The sequence below is a fragment of the Pseudomonas marincola genome (assembly GCF_900682675.2).
GTDB classification, from domain to species: Bacteria; Pseudomonadota; Gammaproteobacteria; order Pseudomonadales; family Pseudomonadaceae; genus Aquipseudomonas; species Aquipseudomonas marincola.
On the sequence record NZ_LR215729.2, the window covers coordinates 1,727,485 to 1,744,758 of the forward strand.

General features: G+C 56.6%; 16 protein-coding genes. 12 read left to right on the forward strand and 4 right to left on the reverse strand.

What is annotated here, in order from left to right; all coding sequences use genetic code 11:
• Positions 1-99 precede the first annotated feature (99 nt).
• A complete protein-coding gene (locus PMYSY11_RS08135; protein ID WP_069901733.1) occupies positions 100-639 on the reverse strand; it encodes a PaaI family thioesterase in 540 nt (179 codons plus the stop codon).
• 145 nt (positions 640-784) lie between these two features.
• On the opposite strand from PMYSY11_RS08135, the gene PMYSY11_RS08140 reads away from it, so the two are divergent.
• On the forward strand, positions 785-1,993 hold the full coding sequence (locus PMYSY11_RS08140) for an MFS transporter (protein ID WP_150548853.1): 1,209 nt from the start codon (positions 785-787) through the stop codon (positions 1,991-1,993).
• Positions 1,994-2,080: 87 nt separating this feature from the next.
• On the forward strand, positions 2,081-3,484 hold the full coding sequence (gene lpdA / locus PMYSY11_RS08145) for a dihydrolipoyl dehydrogenase (RefSeq protein ID WP_069901917.1): 1,404 nt from the start codon (positions 2,081-2,083) through the stop codon (positions 3,482-3,484).
• A gap of 43 nt (positions 3,485-3,527) precedes the next feature.
• Here the strand turns inward: lpdA and PMYSY11_RS08150 are convergent, their stop codons facing one another.
• Positions 3,528-4,961 carry a catalase gene (locus PMYSY11_RS08150; RefSeq protein WP_150548854.1) on the reverse strand — a complete coding sequence of 478 codons (1,434 nt, stop codon included), beginning with the start codon at positions 4,959-4,961 and terminating at the stop codon, positions 3,528-3,530.
• Positions 4,962-5,323: 362 nt separating this feature from the next.
• Here PMYSY11_RS08150 and PMYSY11_RS08155 point away from each other — a divergent pair, with 362 nt between their 5' ends.
• Positions 5,324-6,010, forward strand: coding sequence for a phosphatase domain-containing protein (locus PMYSY11_RS08155; protein ID WP_150548855.1), 687 nt, complete (start codon positions 5,324-5,326; stop codon positions 6,008-6,010).
• Between the two features lie 91 nt (positions 6,011-6,101).
• Here the strand turns inward: PMYSY11_RS08155 and norR are convergent, their stop codons facing one another.
• Positions 6,102-7,661, reverse strand: a complete 1,560-nt coding sequence (norR, locus tag PMYSY11_RS08160) for a nitric oxide reductase transcriptional regulator NorR (protein ID WP_150549680.1) — start codon at positions 7,659-7,661, stop codon at positions 6,102-6,104.
• 196 nt (positions 7,662-7,857) lie between these two features.
• On the opposite strand from norR, the gene hmpA reads away from it, so the two are divergent.
• The 6 genes from hmpA to arsH all read left to right on the forward strand — a co-directional run bounded on the left by hmpA (position 7,858) and on the right by arsH (position 12,142).
• Entirely contained in the window at positions 7,858-9,039 is a 1,182-nt protein-coding gene (gene hmpA, locus PMYSY11_RS08165; protein ID WP_150548856.1) for an NO-inducible flavohemoprotein, read from the forward strand.
• 88 nt (positions 9,040-9,127) lie between these two features.
• Positions 9,128-9,370, forward strand: coding sequence for a hypothetical protein (locus PMYSY11_RS08170; RefSeq protein WP_150548857.1), 243 nt, complete (start codon positions 9,128-9,130; stop codon positions 9,368-9,370).
• A gap of 106 nt (positions 9,371-9,476) precedes the next feature.
• On the forward strand, positions 9,477-9,833 hold the full coding sequence (locus PMYSY11_RS08175; RefSeq protein WP_069901739.1) for a metalloregulator ArsR/SmtB family transcription factor: 357 nt from the start codon (positions 9,477-9,479) through the stop codon (positions 9,831-9,833).
• Between the two features lie 9 nt (positions 9,834-9,842).
• The gene (locus tag PMYSY11_RS08180; protein WP_150548858.1) at positions 9,843-10,313 is read left to right on the forward strand and encodes an arsenate reductase ArsC; all 471 of its coding nucleotides are present in this window, start codon (positions 9,843-9,845) and stop codon (positions 10,311-10,313) included.
• 17 nt (positions 10,314-10,330) lie between these two features.
• Positions 10,331-11,392: an ACR3 family arsenite efflux transporter gene (gene arsB, locus PMYSY11_RS08185; protein WP_150548859.1), complete on the forward strand. Its 1,062-nt coding sequence runs from the start codon at positions 10,331-10,333 to the stop codon at positions 11,390-11,392.
• A 3-nt stretch (positions 11,393-11,395) separates the two neighbouring features.
• Positions 11,396-12,142, forward strand: coding sequence for an arsenical resistance protein ArsH (gene arsH, locus PMYSY11_RS08190; RefSeq protein WP_150548860.1), 747 nt, complete (start codon positions 11,396-11,398; stop codon positions 12,140-12,142).
• Between the two features lie 3 nt (positions 12,143-12,145).
• On the opposite strand, the gene zapE is transcribed toward arsH, so the two are convergent.
• Positions 12,146-13,333: a cell division protein ZapE gene (gene zapE / locus PMYSY11_RS08195; RefSeq protein ID WP_150548861.1), complete on the reverse strand. Its 1,188-nt coding sequence runs from the start codon at positions 13,331-13,333 to the stop codon at positions 12,146-12,148.
• A gap of 368 nt (positions 13,334-13,701) precedes the next feature.
• Between zapE and PMYSY11_RS08200 the strand changes: the two genes are divergently transcribed.
• The 3 genes from PMYSY11_RS08200 (at position 13,702) to fliD (ending at position 17,158) form a co-directional block, all read left to right on the forward strand.
• On the forward strand, positions 13,702-15,186 hold the full coding sequence (locus PMYSY11_RS08200) for a flagellin (RefSeq protein WP_150548862.1): 1,485 nt from the start codon (positions 13,702-13,704) through the stop codon (positions 15,184-15,186).
• Positions 15,187-15,265: 79 nt separating this feature from the next.
• On the forward strand, positions 15,266-15,637 hold the full coding sequence (locus PMYSY11_RS08205; RefSeq protein WP_090510684.1) for a flagellar protein FlaG: 372 nt from the start codon (positions 15,266-15,268) through the stop codon (positions 15,635-15,637).
• A 108-nt stretch (positions 15,638-15,745) separates the two neighbouring features.
• Positions 15,746-17,158, forward strand: coding sequence for a flagellar filament capping protein FliD (fliD, locus tag PMYSY11_RS08210; RefSeq protein ID WP_150548863.1), 1,413 nt, complete (start codon positions 15,746-15,748; stop codon positions 17,156-17,158).
• The last annotated feature ends 116 nt before the right edge of the window (positions 17,159-17,274 follow it).

The window sequence follows — 17,274 nt, forward strand, 5'->3', positions numbered from 1 at the left end:
CATCTTAGGCTATCGGCGTGCGCTTATATAGCCTTTCCGCTACACCCAGGCAGGCATTGATCGCGGGCTGAAGCTCCTGAGCAAGGTGGTTTAATTGCGTTAGCTGGGGCTTCCCAGAATCATGCAGGTGGTTGAGCCCACTGCGTAAAGGCGGTCATCGACGTCATAAATGCGGCCTTCGGCGATTGCCGTGGAGCGACCGACGTGAACGATTCGGCCTTCGGCACGGATTGGCCCGACCTTGTCGGTCAATGCACGGATATAGCTGATCCGCAGGTCTGTGGTGGTATAGCCCTGGCCGCGTTGCAGGCGCGTATGAATGGCGCAACCCATGCACGAGTCGAGCAGTGTTGCGGCATAACCGCCATGCACAATGCCGAGCGGGTTGTAGTGCTGAGCGCCGGGCGAGCCCTGGAATACAAACAGCCCGGCCGACCACTCAATGGGTACGTAGTCAAGCAAGTGGCCGAACGGCGGGCAGGGCAGTTGGCCCTCGCCAATCCCATCAAAGAACTCCTGAGGCGACAGTTCGCAGACCTGGGCAAGCGTCATGCTGCCGGGCGCTGCCAACTTGTTGCGGGCAGTTTGTTCGGCCAACAGCCAGTTGGCGAGTTTTTCATCACGGGTTTCAGTGGACATGACGCGGACCTCGGTGGGATTCGATCAAGTGGATTGAATTATTAAATTACAGGTGTAATCTAAAGATGTAAATTATACCCATCATATAAATCGTGCAAGTCGATTGCCGGTTTGAAGTCAGCTCCTTCTCTGTAGGAACAACGCCATGCCGAATGCCGTTCAGCCTTCGCGTCAGCTTCTCGTGTTATTGATGGCGCTCACCGCGCTGGGGGAAGTCTCGACTCAGCTAATCATCCCAAGTCTTTCTGCCATCGAGTGGGTTCTCGCCGCCAAGCCCGGCAGCAGCTTGCTGGCACTGTCGGTGTTTGTTGCAGCCTTCGGTGCCGGCCAGTTGGTGCTCGGGCCGTTGTCGGACCGTTTGGGCAGGCGGCCAATCTTGCTCGCTGGGCTTCTGGTCTACTTGCTTGCGACTGGCTGGATGCTGCTGGCCTCGAGCATGCCTGAGTTTGTTGGAGCACGGGTCCTGCAAGGTCTGGGCGCCTGCTCGGCGCTGGTCATGGCGCGGGCCATTGTGCGCGATGTGTGGCAAGAAAAAGCCGGGCCGGCGCTGGCTGCAACGGTGATCGGCATGCTCTGCGCGATTGTCATTTCACCTGCATTGGGCGGCTTGTTGTACAGGCTTGGCGGCTGGCATGCGCCGATCCTGTTGGCGTTCGGATTTGCCACGCTGACCTTGCTGGTCGTGGTTGGCCGTTATCGCGAAAGCAATCCTCATCTGAATCCGCAAGCCGGCCGTATGCGTTCACTGGCTGCCGACTATTTCGACTTGCTCAAGGCTCCGTCATTTCGCGCGCTGGCCCTGACCTTGGCTTTCACCTATGGCGCTATGTTCGCGGTTATCGCCGGCTCATCGGCTGTGTATATCGGCCTGCTGCATCTGAGCCCGAGCCAATACGGCATGACGCTCAGCGCCATTGTGCTGGCGCTGATTGCGGGTGCGCTGTTTACCCGCAGTTACATCACCCGTCTGGGGCCAAACAAGGTGGTCAGTATTGGCGTGACCTTGGTTGCCGTCGGCGGGCTGGCGACACTGGCTACGTATCATTTGTTCGGATTATCTGTACTCGGTTTGTCGATTCCGCAGGTTCTGGTGACGCTGGGCGGTGGCATGGTATTGCCAGCCTCGGTGGCCGGCGCTGTGATTCCCAATGCCCATCGAGCGGGGCTGGCAGCGGGTTTTATGGGGTTCGCGCAAATGGCCGGAGCGACGTTGAGCGGGATCTTGCTCAGCGTCCTGCAAGATGGCAGCGCCTGGCCTATGGTTTTTCTCAATGGCAGTTTTGCGTTTATTGCTTGGGTCATTTTTCAAGGCCTGAATCGTCGACAGCTGGCCGTCGGGGCGGCGTTGCCCTGAGTTGGGTGAATGAGTTTACGCGCAGTCGGGCGCGGCTGTTTTCGCGGCCAGGCCCTGCGCATCCGCCACTTTGCAGAGGAACGAGACATGAGTGAATCATTTGACGTGGTGATAATCGGAGGCGGGCCTGGCGGTTATAACGCCGCCATTCGTGCCGGTCAGTTGGGGCTTAAAGTTGCCTGTGTCGAAGGCCGTGAAACCCTGGGCGGCACCTGCCTGAATGTCGGCTGCATGCCATCGAAGGCTTTGTTGCACGCATCCGAGTTGTATGAGGCCGCTGCCAGCGGCGAACTCAATAGCCTGGGCGTTGAGGTGCAGCCGAAGTTGAATCTTGAGCAAATGATGAAGCAAAAGGATGCCAGCGTCAGCGCGTTGACCAAGGGCATCGAGTTTCTGTTTCGCAAAAACAAGGCGCAGTGGATCAAGGGTTGGGGCCGTCTTGACGGCCCGGGCAAGGTATTGGTGACCCATGCCGATGGCACTGAAACCACGTTGCAAGCACGCGATATTGTTTTGGCCAGTGGCTCCGAGCCGATGCCGTTGCCGGGCGTGACGATTGATAATAAGCGCATCCTCGACTCCACCGGCGCTCTGGCCTTGGCCGAAGTACCCAAGCATCTGGTGGTGATTGGCGCCGGGGTGATTGGCTTGGAGTTGGGCTCGGTTTGGCGGCGGCTGGGGAGTGAGGTCACGGTGGTCGAGTACCTCGACCGTATCTGTCCGGGACTCGATGATGAGACAGCTGGTGCGCTGAAACGCACGCTGGGCAAGCAAGGCATCAACTTCAAGCTCGGCAGTAAAGTCGTCAGCGCGCAGGCGTCGAGCGCGGGAGTTGAGTTAGCGCTTGAACCAGCAGCGGGTGGGGCGACAGAAACCCTTGCGGCCGATTACGTGCTGGTCGCCATTGGCCGGCGTCCTTACACCGAGGGGCTGGGCCTGGAAACGGTGGGGATTACAACCGATAAGCGCGGCATGCTTGGCAACCAGCAGCATCGCAGCGAAGTACCCGGTATTTGGGTGATTGGTGATGTTACCTCCGGGCCGATGCTTGCGCACAAGGCTGAAGATGAGGCGATCGCCTGTATCGAGCGGATTGCCGGGCACGCTGCCGAGGTGAATTACGCGGTGATACCGAGCGTGATTTACACCAAGCCCGAGGTCGCCAGCGTGGGCAGCAGCGAGCAGGCGTTGAAGGAGCAGGGGCGTGCGTACAAGGTCGGCAAGTTCCCGTTTACCGCTAACAGCCGGGCCAAGATCAATCATGAGGCCGAAGGTTTTGTGAAGGTGTTGGCGGATGAGAAAACCGATCAGATTCTTGGCGTGCACATCATTGGGCCCAGTGCGGGCGAGTTGATTGGTGAGTACTGCGTAGCCATGGAGTTTGCCGCCAGCGCGGAAGACATTGCGCTGATTTGCCATCCGCATCCAACCCGTTCCGAAGCGCTTCGCCAGGCAGCCATGAGTGTCCATGGCTGGGCGATGCAGGGCTGAGGATTGCGTGGCCGCCAGAATGGTCTGGCGGCCACAGGTGCATTTACATGCCCATTGCCTTGGCGACACCGGCGCCGTAGGCCGGATCGGCCTTGCTGCAGTTGTCGATATGACGTTGCTTGATCGCCGCGGGCACGCCGTCCATGGCGCGAGCGGTGTTATCAAACAGCGCTTGCTGGCGCTCAGGGCTCATCAGGCGGAACAGCGCACCGGGCTGCTCAAAGTGGTCGACATCCACGCGGTGATCCCAGTTGGCGGCGTCGCCTTCAAGGGCCAATGGTGGCTCGGCAATGTCGCGCTGGTCTTCCCATTCGCCCATGCTGTTGGGGTAATAGGCGATGGTTGAGCCTTGGTTGCCATCCGTGCGCATGGCGCCATCGCGGTGATAGCTGTTGTGCGGGCAGCGAGGCGCATTCACCGGAATGTGGTTGAAGTTGACGCCCAGCCGGTAGCGCTGTGCATCGCCGTATGAAAACAGGCGCGCCTGCAGCATTTTGTCCGGCGAGAAACCAATGCCCGGCACAATATTGGCGGGCGAGAAGGCGGCTTGCTCAACCTCGGCGAAATGGTTTTCGGCGTTTTTGTTGAGTTCCAGCATGCCCACTTCAATCAGCGGATAGTCTGCATGCGGCCAGACCTTGGTCAGATCGAATGGGTTGTGTTTGTGGTGTCGGCCTTGCTCTTCGGTCATGACCTGAATGCTCATCTTCCACTTGGGGAAGTTGCCGGCTTCGATGCTCTCGTAGAGATCGCGCATGCTGCTTTCCCGATCCTTGCCGACGACCATTTCAGCTTCGGCGTCAGTGAGGTTTTCAATGCCTTGCTGGCACTCGAAATGGAACTTGACCCACACCCGCTCGTTGGCAGCGTTAAGCATGCTGAATGTGTGGCTGCCGAAGCCGTGCATATGCCGAAAGGTTTTGGGAATGCCGCGATCACTCATGACAATCGTCACTTGATGCAATGCTTCCGGTAACAGGGTCCAGAAGTCCCAGTTGCTGGTGGCATTGCGCATACCGGTGCGCGGGTCGCGCTTGACCACGTGATTGAGGTCGGAGAAGCGCATTGGGTCGCGGAAGAAAAACACCGGGGTGTTGTTGCCGACCATGTCCCAGTTGCCTTCCTCTGTGTAGAACTTCACCGCGAAACCGCGAATATCGCGCTCGGCATCGGCCGCGCCACGCTCACCGGCTACGGTTGAGAAACGCAGAAATAGTGGAGTTTGCTTGCCGATCTGGTTGAACAGCTTGGCCCGGCAATACTGGCTGATGTCATGGGTAACAGTGAATGTGCCGTAAGCGCCAGAGCCTTTGGCGTGCATGCGGCGCTCGGGAATCACTTCGCGGTCGAAATGCGCCAGTTTCTCGATCAACCATATGTCTTGCAGCAATGCCGGGCCACGCGGGCCAGCGGTCTGAATATTCAGGTTGTCGACGACCGGTGCCCCAGTTGCGTGGGTCAGGTTCTTCTTGCTCATCAGGAATCTCCATGGACGTTGCACATTCACCGCCGAGTCCACTCAACGGTGTATTGAATTCATGCATCAACAATAGAGCGTAGTGCATCTTCGAAGGTTCAGACGGGCGCGCAACCATGCCACTTGCGGCGAAGCCTGCAATGACGCTTAAGGCCGGCAACTCGGGTGCCTCAAGGGTTGTGAAATTAATTGAGACTCATAGTTTGGATGCATTCTGTTATCAGGCAGCGACGCCGCAACAGAGGCGCGAATTTAGCCAATGGATTCACATCTTGGTGCTTCGGCAGGCTTTCTTGACGGTAATTTCATGAGTTTTTCACGTTTACAGTTCTATCGTTCTGGCTCTAAAACAGGAGCCACACATGCCGTTTCTCTCACGCAAGGTGATTCTCTCTGTCAGTGTCGCCGTGATCGCTGTCGCCGCCTTAACCACTGTCGGCCTGCAGCGCTATAAGCCGCTTGAGCCGGTCACCGTGACCGAGCATCAGCAAATCTGGGCCACGCCGGTCGATAAGGGTTTTAATCTTTATCAGATGACGCCCAACCTGTACCGCAGCGCATTGCCGACTGCCGACAACGTGCCCATGCTCCAGGCATTGAATGTTGGCACTGTTGTTACCTTCATCAAAGATGATGACAAAACGTGGATGGGCAACGCGCAGATGAGCCGCGTGAGCATCCCGCTGCATGCGGATCGGGTCACCGATGCCGACGTAATACGCGTGCTGCATGTGCTGCAGGATGCCGGTGAGAAAGGGCCGGTGTTGATGCATTGCAAACACGGTCGTGATCGCACCGGTTTAATGGCGGCCATGTACCGCATGGTTATTCAGGGCTGGAGCAAGACCGAGGCCATCAGTGAGATGCGCACCGGCGGCTTTGGTGATCCTGAGCGAATGGCTGATGCACTGGCTTATGTGCAGAACGCCGATGTCGAGGCGATCAAGCAGGCCTACAACTCTGGCAAATGCAGCACCTCGCCACTGTCGACTTGCTACGCCAAGAACTGGCTGACCAGCGTATTTTCTTTGGCCAAGGTTGACGATTGATTCGTCGGCTGGGCCCCGCTTAAAACTTGCTCAAGTGCCAACCCGTAAACGGCCTTTGACCTGCGCAAAGGCCGTTTTTTGTACGCAGCGTTTATTGGCGAATGCCCAGTCGCTTGGCCAGCCGGTTCAGGTTGGCGCGATCCACGCCCAGTTCGCGTGCGGCGTCGGCCCATTTATGATTGTGGCGGCTCAACGCCTCGATGATCAGCGTGCGCTGATAGTTGTCCAGCGAGGTTTTCAGATCCTTGCCCGGCGGGCTCGAGACAACCGGCGCCAGTGCGGCAGGTGATTCAATTGCTGCCGAAGACTGGCTCAGGCCAAGCTGGTCTTCCTCAATGCTGACCATGCGCGCACGCGGGGCATTATTGGCCAACGCTTTATGCGCGGCGCGGCCGATCAGATGTTCCAGTTCACGCACATTGCCAGGCCAGTCGTAACCCAGCAGCGCGCGTTGGGCATCACTGCTCAGGCGCAAACTGCGCAAGCCCAGACGCGCACGGTTCTGTTCCAGGAAATAACCTGCCAGCATCAAAATATCCCGGCCGCGATCGCGCAACGCCGGGACTGGCAGCGGATACACGCTGAGGCGGTGATAGAGGTCGGCGCGGAAGCGTCCGGCGCGCACCTCGCCGGCGAGGTCGCGGTTGGTCGCCGCAATAATTCGCACATCAACATGCAGCTCACGGTCAGAGCCGACGCGTTGCAACTGCCCGCTTTGCAGCACCCGCAGCAACTTGGCTTGCGTTGCCAGTGGCAGTTCGCCGACTTCATCGAGAAACAGGCTGCCGCCATCGGCCAGTTCAAACTTGCCCTGGCGCTCGCTCATGGCGCCGGTGAATGAGCCTTTCACGTGACCAAACAACTCGCTCTCAACCAGCAGGTCGGGCAGGGCGGCGCAGTTGATCCGTATCAGCGGTTTGCGCAGGCGCGCGGATTGCGCATGAATGGCTTCGGCGACCAGTTCCTTACCGACCCCGGTTTCGCCGGTGATCAGCACGGTGAGCGGGCTGTTGGCGATCAGTTGAATCTCGTGCAGCAGTTGTTTGTGCGCCGCGCTTTGGCCGATCAACTCTAGTGGCTGATGTTGGCCAGCCGCCTGTTTATAGCTCTCGGCCAGATGGCGCTGGTCTTCAACACTGCGTGCCAGTTGCTTGATGCGTTCGCTGGCCATGACGCTGGCGGCGGCTAGACTGGCAAAGGCTTGCAGGCTGTCGAGATCGACGCTGCCAAAGCGTGTCGGGTCCAGCGAGTCGAGGGTCAGCAGCCCCCACGTCTCGCCGCTTACTTGTAATGGGCAGCCGAGACAATCGTGAACCTGTAAATGGCCACGATGCCCGTCAACCAAGCCGTCATAAGGGTCTGGCAGGTCGCAGTCCGAGGCAAAACGGGTAGGGCCCGGATTCTCCAATAACGCGTGCAGGCGCGGGTGTTCGTCGACTTTGAAGCGGCGTCCGAGGGTATCGGTGCTCAAGCCTTCAACGGCGAGCGGGATCAGTGTTTCGCCTTCGAGTTTGAGCAGTGCAACGGCGTCGCATGGCAGCACCTCGCGCAAGGCATGCAGCAGCCGGCGATAGCGTTCCTCGTCGCTTAAATCACGCGAAAGGTCGGCGACCAAGGGAACGAGAGCGTGTAAAAGTGGATTGGTCATAATGACTCTTGTGAGTCTAAAAGACTGCAAATGTTAATTGTTATAATGACTCACTATTTTTCTAAGTCATTGAATTTATTTGATTTATAAACTGGCACGAAGATTGACTGTTAATACGTGGGAGCACGCTATCACGCAATTTCGACTGTAGAAGCGTTGCTCATCGTACCCCTGATATTTCTGACTTGCGAGAACACTGATGATGACTCCACAGCAGCGCGCGATTATCAAATCCACTGTGCCATTGCTCGAAACCGGTGGCGAGGCACTCACCCGGCATTTCTATCAATTGATGTTCAGTGAATACCCGCAAGTGCGTGTGCTGTTCAATCAGGCGCATCAGGCCAGTGGTGATCAGCAGCGTGCTTTGGCCAACGCGGTCTTGATGTATGCCAAGCACCTCGATCACCTTGAGGCGCTCGGTCCGTTGGTCAACCAAATCGTTAACAAGCACGTGGCGTTGCAGATTCTGCCTGAGCATTACCCGATTGTTGGCACCTGCCTGTTGCGCGCCATTCGCGAAGTGCTCGGCGAAGAGATCGCCACGGATGAGGTCATCGAGGCGTGGGGATTGGCTTACGGCATGCTTGCCGACATCCTGATCGGTGCTGAAGAAAGCGCGTATCAAGCCAACGAACAAGCTGAAGGCGGCTGGCGCGGCGCTCGCACCTTCACCCTGGCGCGCAAGGTTGCTGAATGCGAAGAGATCGTCTCGCTGTACTTTGTGCCAGCTGACGGCGGTGCCGTCGTTGCTTATCAGCCGGGCCAGTACATCGGCATGAAGCTTGAAATCGACGGTGAGGAAGTGCGCCGCAACTACTCGCTATCTGCCCTGAGTGACGGCAAGCAGTACCGCATCAGTGTTAAGCGTGAGGCGCAGGGGCGTGTTTCTAACTACCTGCATGACACCTTGCAGGTGGGTGACAGCATCGAGTTGTTTGCGCCAGCCGGTGATTTTGTCTTGCAACCGTCTTCACGGCCAATTGCCCTGATTACAGCCGGTGTGGGGATTACGCCTGCAGTGGCCATGGTTGAGGCGGCGAAAAACAGCGGTCGGCCCATTCACTTCATTCACTGCGCGCGTAATGGCAGTGTGCATGCGTTCAAGAACTGGATTGAGTCGGTGACAGCCGCTCACCCACAGGTCCGTTATTACGTGAGCTACAGCGAGCCGCAAGCGGCCGATGAATGCGACGCCAGCGGCTTTCTGACACGTGAATGCCTGGGTAATTGGTTACCGCAAGATCGCAACATTGATGCCTATTTCCTCGGCCCCAAGCCTTTTATGGCAATGGTTAAGCGCCATCTGAATGAGCTGGGCGTGCCCAGCGGGCAGTGCCACTACGAGTTCTTCGGGCCTGCCAGCGCGCTCGACGCGTAAAAGCCAACCAAGGGCGGCTTATCTCCGCCCTTGGTTGAGGCTACAGCTTTTCCTGTATGAGTGATTACTGGGTTAAGTGAGGTTAAACATGTTCATTCTATCGGCTGCGTCATGGTCACTGCATAAGCTGAGCTCGATACTGCTCGGTTTGGGCGTGCTGATGCTGGTGATCGGTGTGGTAGCTGCATACCGGTTTGATCATTTACTCGCAATAGGGCCGCTCATCGCAGCGCACGCAATGACTATTCTGGGGCCTGCATTACTCAAAATCGGCTATGTCATGCGCTTGTTGGCTGCCAATCAGGCAAAAGCGGTGTATCAGTTGGCCTGATGCCAATCGGCGCCTGATTTTTGCAGAATCGTAAAACCCGCTGGACATAATATATGTTTTTTCGTATATTCGATTTTCCATATATTGTCCCTGAGCGGGTTTTTTTATGTCTGCTGACTTAACCCCCACCGCTGTTTTTAAGTGCCTTGCTGACGATACTCGCGTGCGTTTGATGTTGCTCATCGCCCGTGAGCAAGAGTTGTGCGTGTGCGAGCTGATGTGCGCGCTGGAGCAGAGTCAGCCGAAAATTTCCCGCCATTTAGCCCAGCTGCGCAACTGCGGCCTGCTCACCGACCGGCGACAGGGGCAGTGGGTGTATTACCGCCTGACCCCAGAGCTGCCAGCCTGGATCGAACACGTCATCGCTATCACTCTGGAGGCCAATGCGCACTGGCTCGCGCCCGATGCGCAGCGCCTTGATCACATGGGCGACCGCCCTCAACGTCTCACGTCTTGCTGCTAGGAAATAACCATGAAAGTCATCTTTATGTGTACTGCCAATAGCTGTCGCAGCGTGCTGTGCGAAGCGATGTTCAACCATATCGCCCCGGCCGGCATGCAGGCATTCAGCACGGGCAGTCAGCCCAAGGGGCAGATTCACCCGATGAGCCTTAAAACTCTGGAGAAAGCCGGCATCAGCACACAAGGCCTGTACAGCAAAGGCAATGAAGCATTGGCAGATTTGCAGCCTGATTTTGTCATCACCGTGTGTGACAACGCCGCGGGTGAGGCTTGCCCGATCTACTTCGGTTCTGCGCACAAAGCGCATTGGGGTTTGGCAGACCCCTCTGACTGTGATGAGTCAGAGGCTCAAATGGTCGCTGCGTTTGATGCAACTCTGGTACAGATTCGTCGTCGCCTGGAGGCTTTCATGGCGTTGCCATTTGCAGAGCTGGATCGCGAGCAACTCAATGCACAGATGGCCCGAATTGGCCAGCTCTAGGCAAAGGAGATAGCGCAATGAGTAACAGCCGTTTGTCCTTTCTTGATCGCAACCTGACGCTATGGATTTTCCTGGCGATGGCGTTGGGCATCACCCTTGGCAGTGTGTTTGAGGGTTTCCCGGTGTGGCTCGACAGTTTGTCGGTCGGCAGCACCAATATCCCGATTGCACTGGGCTTGATCGTAATGATGTACCCGCCATTGGCGCGGGTGAAGTACGAGCAGTTGCCCGAGGTGTTCAAGGACAAGCGGATTCTGTTGCTGTCGCTGGTGCAGAACTGGGTGATTGGCCCGGTGCTGATGTTCGTGCTGGCCGTGGTATTTCTCTCCGACAAGCCGGAATACATGACCGGCCTGATTCTGATTGGTCTGGCGCGTTGCATTGCCATGGTCTTGGTCTGGAATCAACTCGCCGGGGGCAACAATCAATATGTCGCCGGGTTGGTGGCATTTAACAGCATTTTTCAGATCCTGTTTTTCAGCGTCTATGCGTGGTTTTTTCTGGGCGTTCTGCCGCCCTTGTTTGGCCTGGAAGGCAGCGTGGTCGAGGTCAGTTTTATCGACATCGCCCAGTCGGTGTTGATCTACCTCGGTATCCCATTCTTCGCCGGCTTCATCACCCGTAAAGTGCTTATCGCACGCAAGGGGCAGGAATGGTTTGAGAACAGTTTCATGCCACGCATCAGCCCGCTGACACTGGTGGCGTTGCTGCTGACCATCGTTGCCATGTTCAGCCTTAAAGGCGACATGGTGCTGGAACTGCCGCTGGATGTTTTGCGCATTGCCATCCCGTTGGCGATCTACTTTCTGGTGATGTTTTTCATCAGCTTTATCATGGGTAAATGGCTCGGCGCCGATTACCCGCGCACCACCGCGCTGGCCTTTACCGCGGCGAGCAACAACTTCGAGCTGGCCATTGCGGTGGCGATTGCAACCTTCGGGCTGGCTTCTCCGGTGGCGTTTGCCACGGTGATCGGGCCGCTGGTTGAGGTGCCCGTATTGATCTCGCTGGTCAGTGTGTCGTTCTGGCTCAAGCGCCGCTGGTTCGACCCTGAGACTCAACTTCAAACAAAGGACTGATTGATGACCGATATAACCCAACACACCGAGCAGTTGTCTGCCACGGATCTGCCCAATGCCGATGAGCAATTGTTGGATATTCCGAATATCGACAAGCTCAAGGCTGCTGCTCAACTTACCCACAAGCCGCGCATTCTGCTGCTTTACGGCTCCAACCGGGAGCGCTCATTCAGCCGCTTGCTGACCGAAGAGGCCGCGCGCCTGCTTGAGCATTTCGGTGCTGAGACGCGCATATTCAATCCGTCCGGTTTGCCATTGGCCGACGATGTGCCGGACGACCACCCAAAGGTGGCTGAGCTGCGCGAATTGATGGTCTGGAGTGAAGGGCAAGTGTGGTGCTCGCCCGAGCGCCACGGCGCCATGAGTGGCGTGTTCAAGACTCAGATCGACTGGGTGCCGTTGGCTATGGGCGCGGTACGACCCACGCAAGGCAAGACGTTGGCCGTGATGCAGGTGTGTGGTGGCTCGCAGTCGTTCAACGTGGTCAACCAGTTGCGCGTGCTCGGCCGCTGGATGCGCATGTTCACTATTCCCAATCAATCATCGGTGCCCAAGGCGTTTCTGGAGTTTGATGAGGCGGGGCGGATGAAACCTTCGGCGTTCTACGACCGCGTGGTCGATGTGATGGAAGAGCTGGTCAAGTTCACGCTGCTGTTGCGTGGGCAGTCCGAGTATCTGGTCGACCGTTACTCGGAGCGCAAGGAGTCTGCCGAGGTGCTGTCGGCGCGGGTCAATCAGCGCGCCATTTAGCGCTTACTCGACTGCCTCGGCGGTGGGTGCAGGTGCCTCAATACTCTCCTGCGCCTCACCCACCTGGCCGAAACGCTGTAACTGCATCTCTTGCAAGCGACTCAGCGTGCGGCGAAACGCGAACGCCAGATACCCCTCGGTATACAACTCGGTCAACGCCACTGCGGCTTCTATATAAAGCGGCACTTTACGGTCGTAGCATTCATCGACCAGCGCAATAAAACGCCGCACGCTGTCATCGTGTACCGACAATGCCGGTAATTGCCGGTCCCCCGCATCCACCTTTACCGGCGCATCTTCAGTGCCACGGGCTATCTTGGCCTTGCGTTGGCTGGCGCTCAGGTTGGGCACTTCACTGAGTATGATGGCGCTGAACTGATCGCACAGCGCGATAAAGTCCGGCGCGGCCAATGGCTGCATGCACAGATCGCTGAAACGACACCAGAGCACCGACTCGCAGCGTTGCACCAATGAGAGTGTGCGGTTGCCGATTGTCAGTGGCTCTGCGCTGCCGGTTTGCCCGCCGCTTAGCTTGGCAAACAACCCGGGCATGGCGCTCGGCGCGCCTGACTCCTTTAGCCAGTAGCGTTGCCGGCGCTTGCCCGGATGCTGGCGGTGATCCTGCCCGCCATCGACATTGACTACCTGCATGTGTTGCTCGATGGCCGCGATAGCGGGCAAGAAACGTTCGCGGTTGAAACCATCGGCATAGAGGTCTTCGGGCGGCTGGTTGGAGGTCGCAACCACGACCACGCCGCAGTCGAACATCACCCGGAACAGGTTGCCGAGGATGATCGCATCGCCAATATCTCCCACAAACAATTCATCAAAGCACAGCACCCGCACCTCAGTGCTGAGCTCGCGCGCCAATGCTTTTAGCGGGTCCGCAGTGCCGGTGAGTTGAAACAGACGCTGGTGTACCCAGCTCATGAAGTGATGAAAATGTTGGCGCCGCGCCGGTATCGGCTGCGCGCTTGCTTGCAGGCTTTGATAGAACGCATCCATTAGCCAGGTCTTGCCGCGCCCGACCGGGCCCCACAAATACACGCCGTTTATTGCAGTCGCCTGGCCATTGAGTGCGCTGAAGCATGCCTCCAGCGCTTCAGCAGCCTGGCGCTGCGCGGGGTCTTCGTGGAAGCCCTGAGTGGCAACGGCATGCAAATAGGCAGCGAGCGGGGAGGCGGCGGGCATGAAGACTCTCTGGTTTGAAACGGCGAGGGCATTGTAATGCCTGCGTGCAGGTTGCAGGGCGCGGAGCGACTGATTGCCGCGCGCTGAGTCGCAAGGGGAGGGGCCTTAGCCGCGGAAAATATTCACCGGGCTGAGCATGCGCGTTGGCAAATTACCCCTCATGTTGGCTTCGATTGTGTCGATAACACATTGACGGCAAAGCTAAAACGTCTTGCCCGAAAGCAGTTGCAAAAAAATTTCTAAAGCAATTGCAGGTAGCGCCGATACAACTCTTGAATGCGAAGTAACTGGGTGATAGCGCAACACAGCAACCCAAACGCTCGCACCACCCGGTTACCTAAAGTACTAGCCCATTGGAGGCATGAATCATGGCCCTTACAGTCAATACTAACGTTGCTTCTCTGAACACTCAGCGCAACCTGAACTCGTCTTCCAATGCGCTGAGCACCTCTTTGCAGCGTCTGTCTACCGGTTCGCGCATTAACTCCGCCAAGGACGACGCAGCTGGTCTGCAGATCTCCAACCGTCTGGGCAGCCAGATCAGCGGTCTGGGCGTTGCTGTTCGTAACGCCAACGACGGCATCTCTTTGGCGCAAACCGCTGAAGGCGCACTGCAGCAGTCGACCAACATCCTGCAGCGTATGCGTGACCTGTCTCTGCAAGCCGCTAACGGCAGCAACGACTCCACCGACCGTTCTGCTCTGCAGAAAGAAGTGGGCGCTCTGCAAAACGAATTGAACCGTATTGCTGAAACCACCACTTTCGGTGGTCGTAAATTGCTCGACGGCTCGTTCGGCTCCACTGCTTTCCAGGTAGGCGCCAATGCTAACGAAACCATCAACGTTTCGATCGGCAACGCCAGCTCCAACAAAATCGGTGCTTACACCTCGGATAAAGCCGGTACAGCACTGGGAATCACAACTGCTACTAGTGCCGCTGACGCAAGCGGCACACTGAAAATCTCGGCAAACGGTAAGCAAACCGACGTTCAAGCTTTCGCTGCAACTGATACAGCAGCCTCGGTTGCAAGCAAAATTAACAGCGCTGGTACCCCGGTTAAAGCGTCTGCTCGTACCGATGCAGTGCTTACCAAAGCCTCTACAGTTGCAACTTTTAATCTGAAAATTGAAGTTTCTGGCACCGATACCTCAAAAGTAGATTCGACCATTGATTTGGCAGGTCTGACCAGCTTCGACCAAGTCGTAAGCGCAGTGAACTCAAGTGGTTCGGGTCTGCAGGCTAAAGTTAATGGTGATGGAACGCTTGAGATCAGCTCGGACAGTGGCGCTGCCATCAAGTTTACCGCCTCTGGTCTCCAGGCAGACGGCAGTACTGCATCAGCCGCAGCAGACATCACCGTTCAGGCTCGCTCTTCGGAAGACTCGGATGGCGATAACGCGGGTGATCTCTCAACCGCCTCTGACATTGGTGCAGGTACTGCTGTTGCCAACGGTGCGCTGAAACTGAGCTCATCTTCAGCGTTCTCACTGTCTGGTACGGGTGCTGCCAAAGTGACTGGCGAGCCAGCCGGTATCCTGGCTACCGTTAGTGACGTTGACGTAAGCACAGCTTACGGTGCTCAGAACGCTATCGATGTCATCGACGCGGCGATTGCCTCTATCGACTCCCAGCGTTCGGATCTCGGTGCGGTGCAGAACCGTTTCGACAACACCATCAGCAACCTGCAGAGCATTTCGGAGAACGTATCGGCTGCAAAAGGCCGTATTCAGGACACTGACTTCGCTGCTGAAACTGCCAACCTGAGCAAGAACCAGGTTCTGCAGCAGGCTGGTACTGCGATCTTGGCTCAGGCCAATCAGCTGCCACAGGCCGTTCTCAGCCTCCTGCAGTAACACGCCGGTTAGTCAGGCAAACACCGCGGGGGGAAGTGCTTAGCGCTTCTCCCCGTCTTGCCATTCAGAGGATTTAACGATGGACGTAGCAACCACGAATACGTTGTCGTTGGTTAACAGCGGAACTAAAACTCTGCTAGCAGCTACTGGTAGTCACCAGGTAACTGCTCAAACTGATCTGATCACGGCCAGTGAACAAGCCCAAACTGGAATCGAGGCTGATGCCTCAGCTCAAACAGTTGAGCAGGCAGCTTCATCGATTCAGAGTTATGTGCAGTCAATTCGCCGAGACTTGAACTTTGCGGTGGATGACTCTTCCGGCCGTGTAGTGGTCAAGGTAACGGATTCAACTTCGGGTGATGTAATCAGGCAGATTCCGTCTGAGGATGCGCTCAAGTTAGCTGAAAACCTTGATGCCGTCCGCAGCTTGTTGTTTAGAGCTGAAGCATAAAAAGCCGTATTACTATCCAGTTATCGCAGATGTTGGATAGGCGGCATGATTTTTGATGGAGATTGGCTCTAGACGATTTAGCGTCAAACCCATGACGAGGTGGAGAACATGGTAGGAATAACAGGTCTTGGTGGTTCCGGTCTGGACATAGACAGCATTGTCAGTGCTTTGGTGAATGCTGACTCAGCCCCGAAGACAGCGCAACTGTCGCGCCTTGAAACTGCCACAACTTCCAAGTTTTCTGCGTTGGGAACACTTAAGGGTGCCTTGAGTGAGTTCCAGACTGCGTTGGCGGGGCTGAACGATATCACGTTGTTTGAGAACCGCACCGCCAGTTCCTCTAATACCAGCTCGCTGACTGCATCAGCGTCAAAGAATGCCTTGCCGGGTACCTACTCGGTGGTGGTAAACAGCTTGGCGACTTCGAGTAAAGTTGCCACGGCTGCTGTAGCCAGTACCTTTGAAAGCGGTGCAACTGAAGAGACCTTCTCTGTGCAATTGGGCGCTTCAGGCGCAGTGACTGAAGTCAAAATTGCTGCAGGCTCCGATCTTGCCAGTACGCGTGACCAGTTAAACACAGCGCTCAAAGACCAGGGTATCAGCGCTAACATCGTCAATAACCCAAGCACGGGCGAAGCGCGTTTGGTCTTTAGTTCGACCACCACCGGCGCTGGCAACGATATTATCGTCAGTGGTACTGGCAATCTATCTGCGCTGAGTGCCGACGGCAGCCAAGCCATGAATAGCGCGGATCCGGCCAGCGCGGGCTACATTACCCAATCTGCTGACGCTGAGTTCAGCGTTGATGGCTTGGTTCTGAACAGCAAAACCAACACTGTGACTGATGCGATTCCTGACGTTACTTTGTCTCTGGTTGCTGTGACTGAGTCGGGCAAGAATGCGACCGTCAAGGTCGGGCAGGACACATCAGGCGTCACCGCCAACATCAAGAAATTTGTCGACGCCTATAACACGCTCATCACTACCAGTAACGAGTTGACCCGAGTCGTTAGCGTCGGCGAGGGTAAAGAGCCTGTTACCGGTGGTTTGGTGGGCGATGCGACAGTGCGTAACCTGCTCAGTGCTGTGCGCAAAGAGTTGGTTAATCCGGCAAACCAAGCGGGAATAAATGCGCTTGCGGATATGGGCATCACCACCCAAAAAGATGGCACACTGGCCATTGACGATACCAAGCTGCAAACCGCGATCACTGATAATTTCGATTCAATTGGCACGTTCTTCACCGGTGATACGGGTTTAACCAGTCGGCTCGACAGTAAAATTGATGGCTTCATCAAAGGCGGCGGTGTGCTTGAGCAGCGTATGGATGGCTTGCAATCGACGCTGACCAATATCGATAAGCAAAAAGAAGACCTCAATCGTCGCATTGAGTCACTTCAGGAACGACTCTATAAGCAGTTCAACGCAATGGATGCTCTGGTAAGCCAGTTGTCGCAGACCAGCGACCGCTTGACGCAATCGCTTGAGGCGCTGCCTGGCATCGTCAAGAAAGATAACTGATAGTAGGGAAGGGCTGTCTCGGCTAATCAGGCCGGGACAAAATGGTTGTTCTTGAGCCTTTCCGTCTCGAATTTTGGCAAATTTCCGTTAAAGCATCTCGCCTCCTTGCCGATACC

What these genes read in the sequence shown, in the direction of transcription:
- PMYSY11_RS08135 (WP_069901733.1), bottom strand. Translation starts at nt 639, where the DNA reads ATGTCCACTGAAACCCGTGATGAAAAACTCGCCAACTGGCTGTTGGCC.
- PMYSY11_RS08140 (WP_150548853.1), top strand. Translation starts at nt 785, where the DNA reads ATGCCGAATGCCGTTCAGCCTTCGCGTCAGCTTCTCGTGTTATTGATG.
- lpdA (WP_069901917.1), top strand. Translation starts at nt 2,081, where the DNA reads ATGAGTGAATCATTTGACGTGGTGATAATCGGAGGCGGGCCTGGCGGT.
- PMYSY11_RS08150 (WP_150548854.1), bottom strand. Translation starts at nt 4,961, where the DNA reads ATGAGCAAGAAGAACCTGACCCACGCAACTGGGGCACCGGTCGTCGAC.
- PMYSY11_RS08155 (WP_150548855.1), top strand. Translation starts at nt 5,324, where the DNA reads ATGCCGTTTCTCTCACGCAAGGTGATTCTCTCTGTCAGTGTCGCCGTG.
- hmpA (WP_150548856.1), top strand. Translation starts at nt 7,858, where the DNA reads ATGATGACTCCACAGCAGCGCGCGATTATCAAATCCACTGTGCCATTG.
- PMYSY11_RS08170 (WP_150548857.1), top strand. Translation starts at nt 9,128, where the DNA reads ATGTTCATTCTATCGGCTGCGTCATGGTCACTGCATAAGCTGAGCTCG.
- PMYSY11_RS08175 (WP_069901739.1), top strand. Translation starts at nt 9,477, where the DNA reads ATGTCTGCTGACTTAACCCCCACCGCTGTTTTTAAGTGCCTTGCTGAC.
- PMYSY11_RS08180 (WP_150548858.1), top strand. Translation starts at nt 9,843, where the DNA reads ATGAAAGTCATCTTTATGTGTACTGCCAATAGCTGTCGCAGCGTGCTG.
- arsB (WP_150548859.1), top strand. Translation starts at nt 10,331, where the DNA reads ATGAGTAACAGCCGTTTGTCCTTTCTTGATCGCAACCTGACGCTATGG.
- arsH (WP_150548860.1), top strand. Translation starts at nt 11,396, where the DNA reads ATGACCGATATAACCCAACACACCGAGCAGTTGTCTGCCACGGATCTG.
- zapE (WP_150548861.1), bottom strand. Translation starts at nt 13,333, where the DNA reads ATGCCCGCCGCCTCCCCGCTCGCTGCCTATTTGCATGCCGTTGCCACT.
- PMYSY11_RS08200 (WP_150548862.1), top strand. Translation starts at nt 13,702, where the DNA reads ATGGCCCTTACAGTCAATACTAACGTTGCTTCTCTGAACACTCAGCGC.
- PMYSY11_RS08205 (WP_090510684.1), top strand. Translation starts at nt 15,266, where the DNA reads ATGGACGTAGCAACCACGAATACGTTGTCGTTGGTTAACAGCGGAACT.
- fliD (WP_150548863.1), top strand. Translation starts at nt 15,746, where the DNA reads ATGGTAGGAATAACAGGTCTTGGTGGTTCCGGTCTGGACATAGACAGC.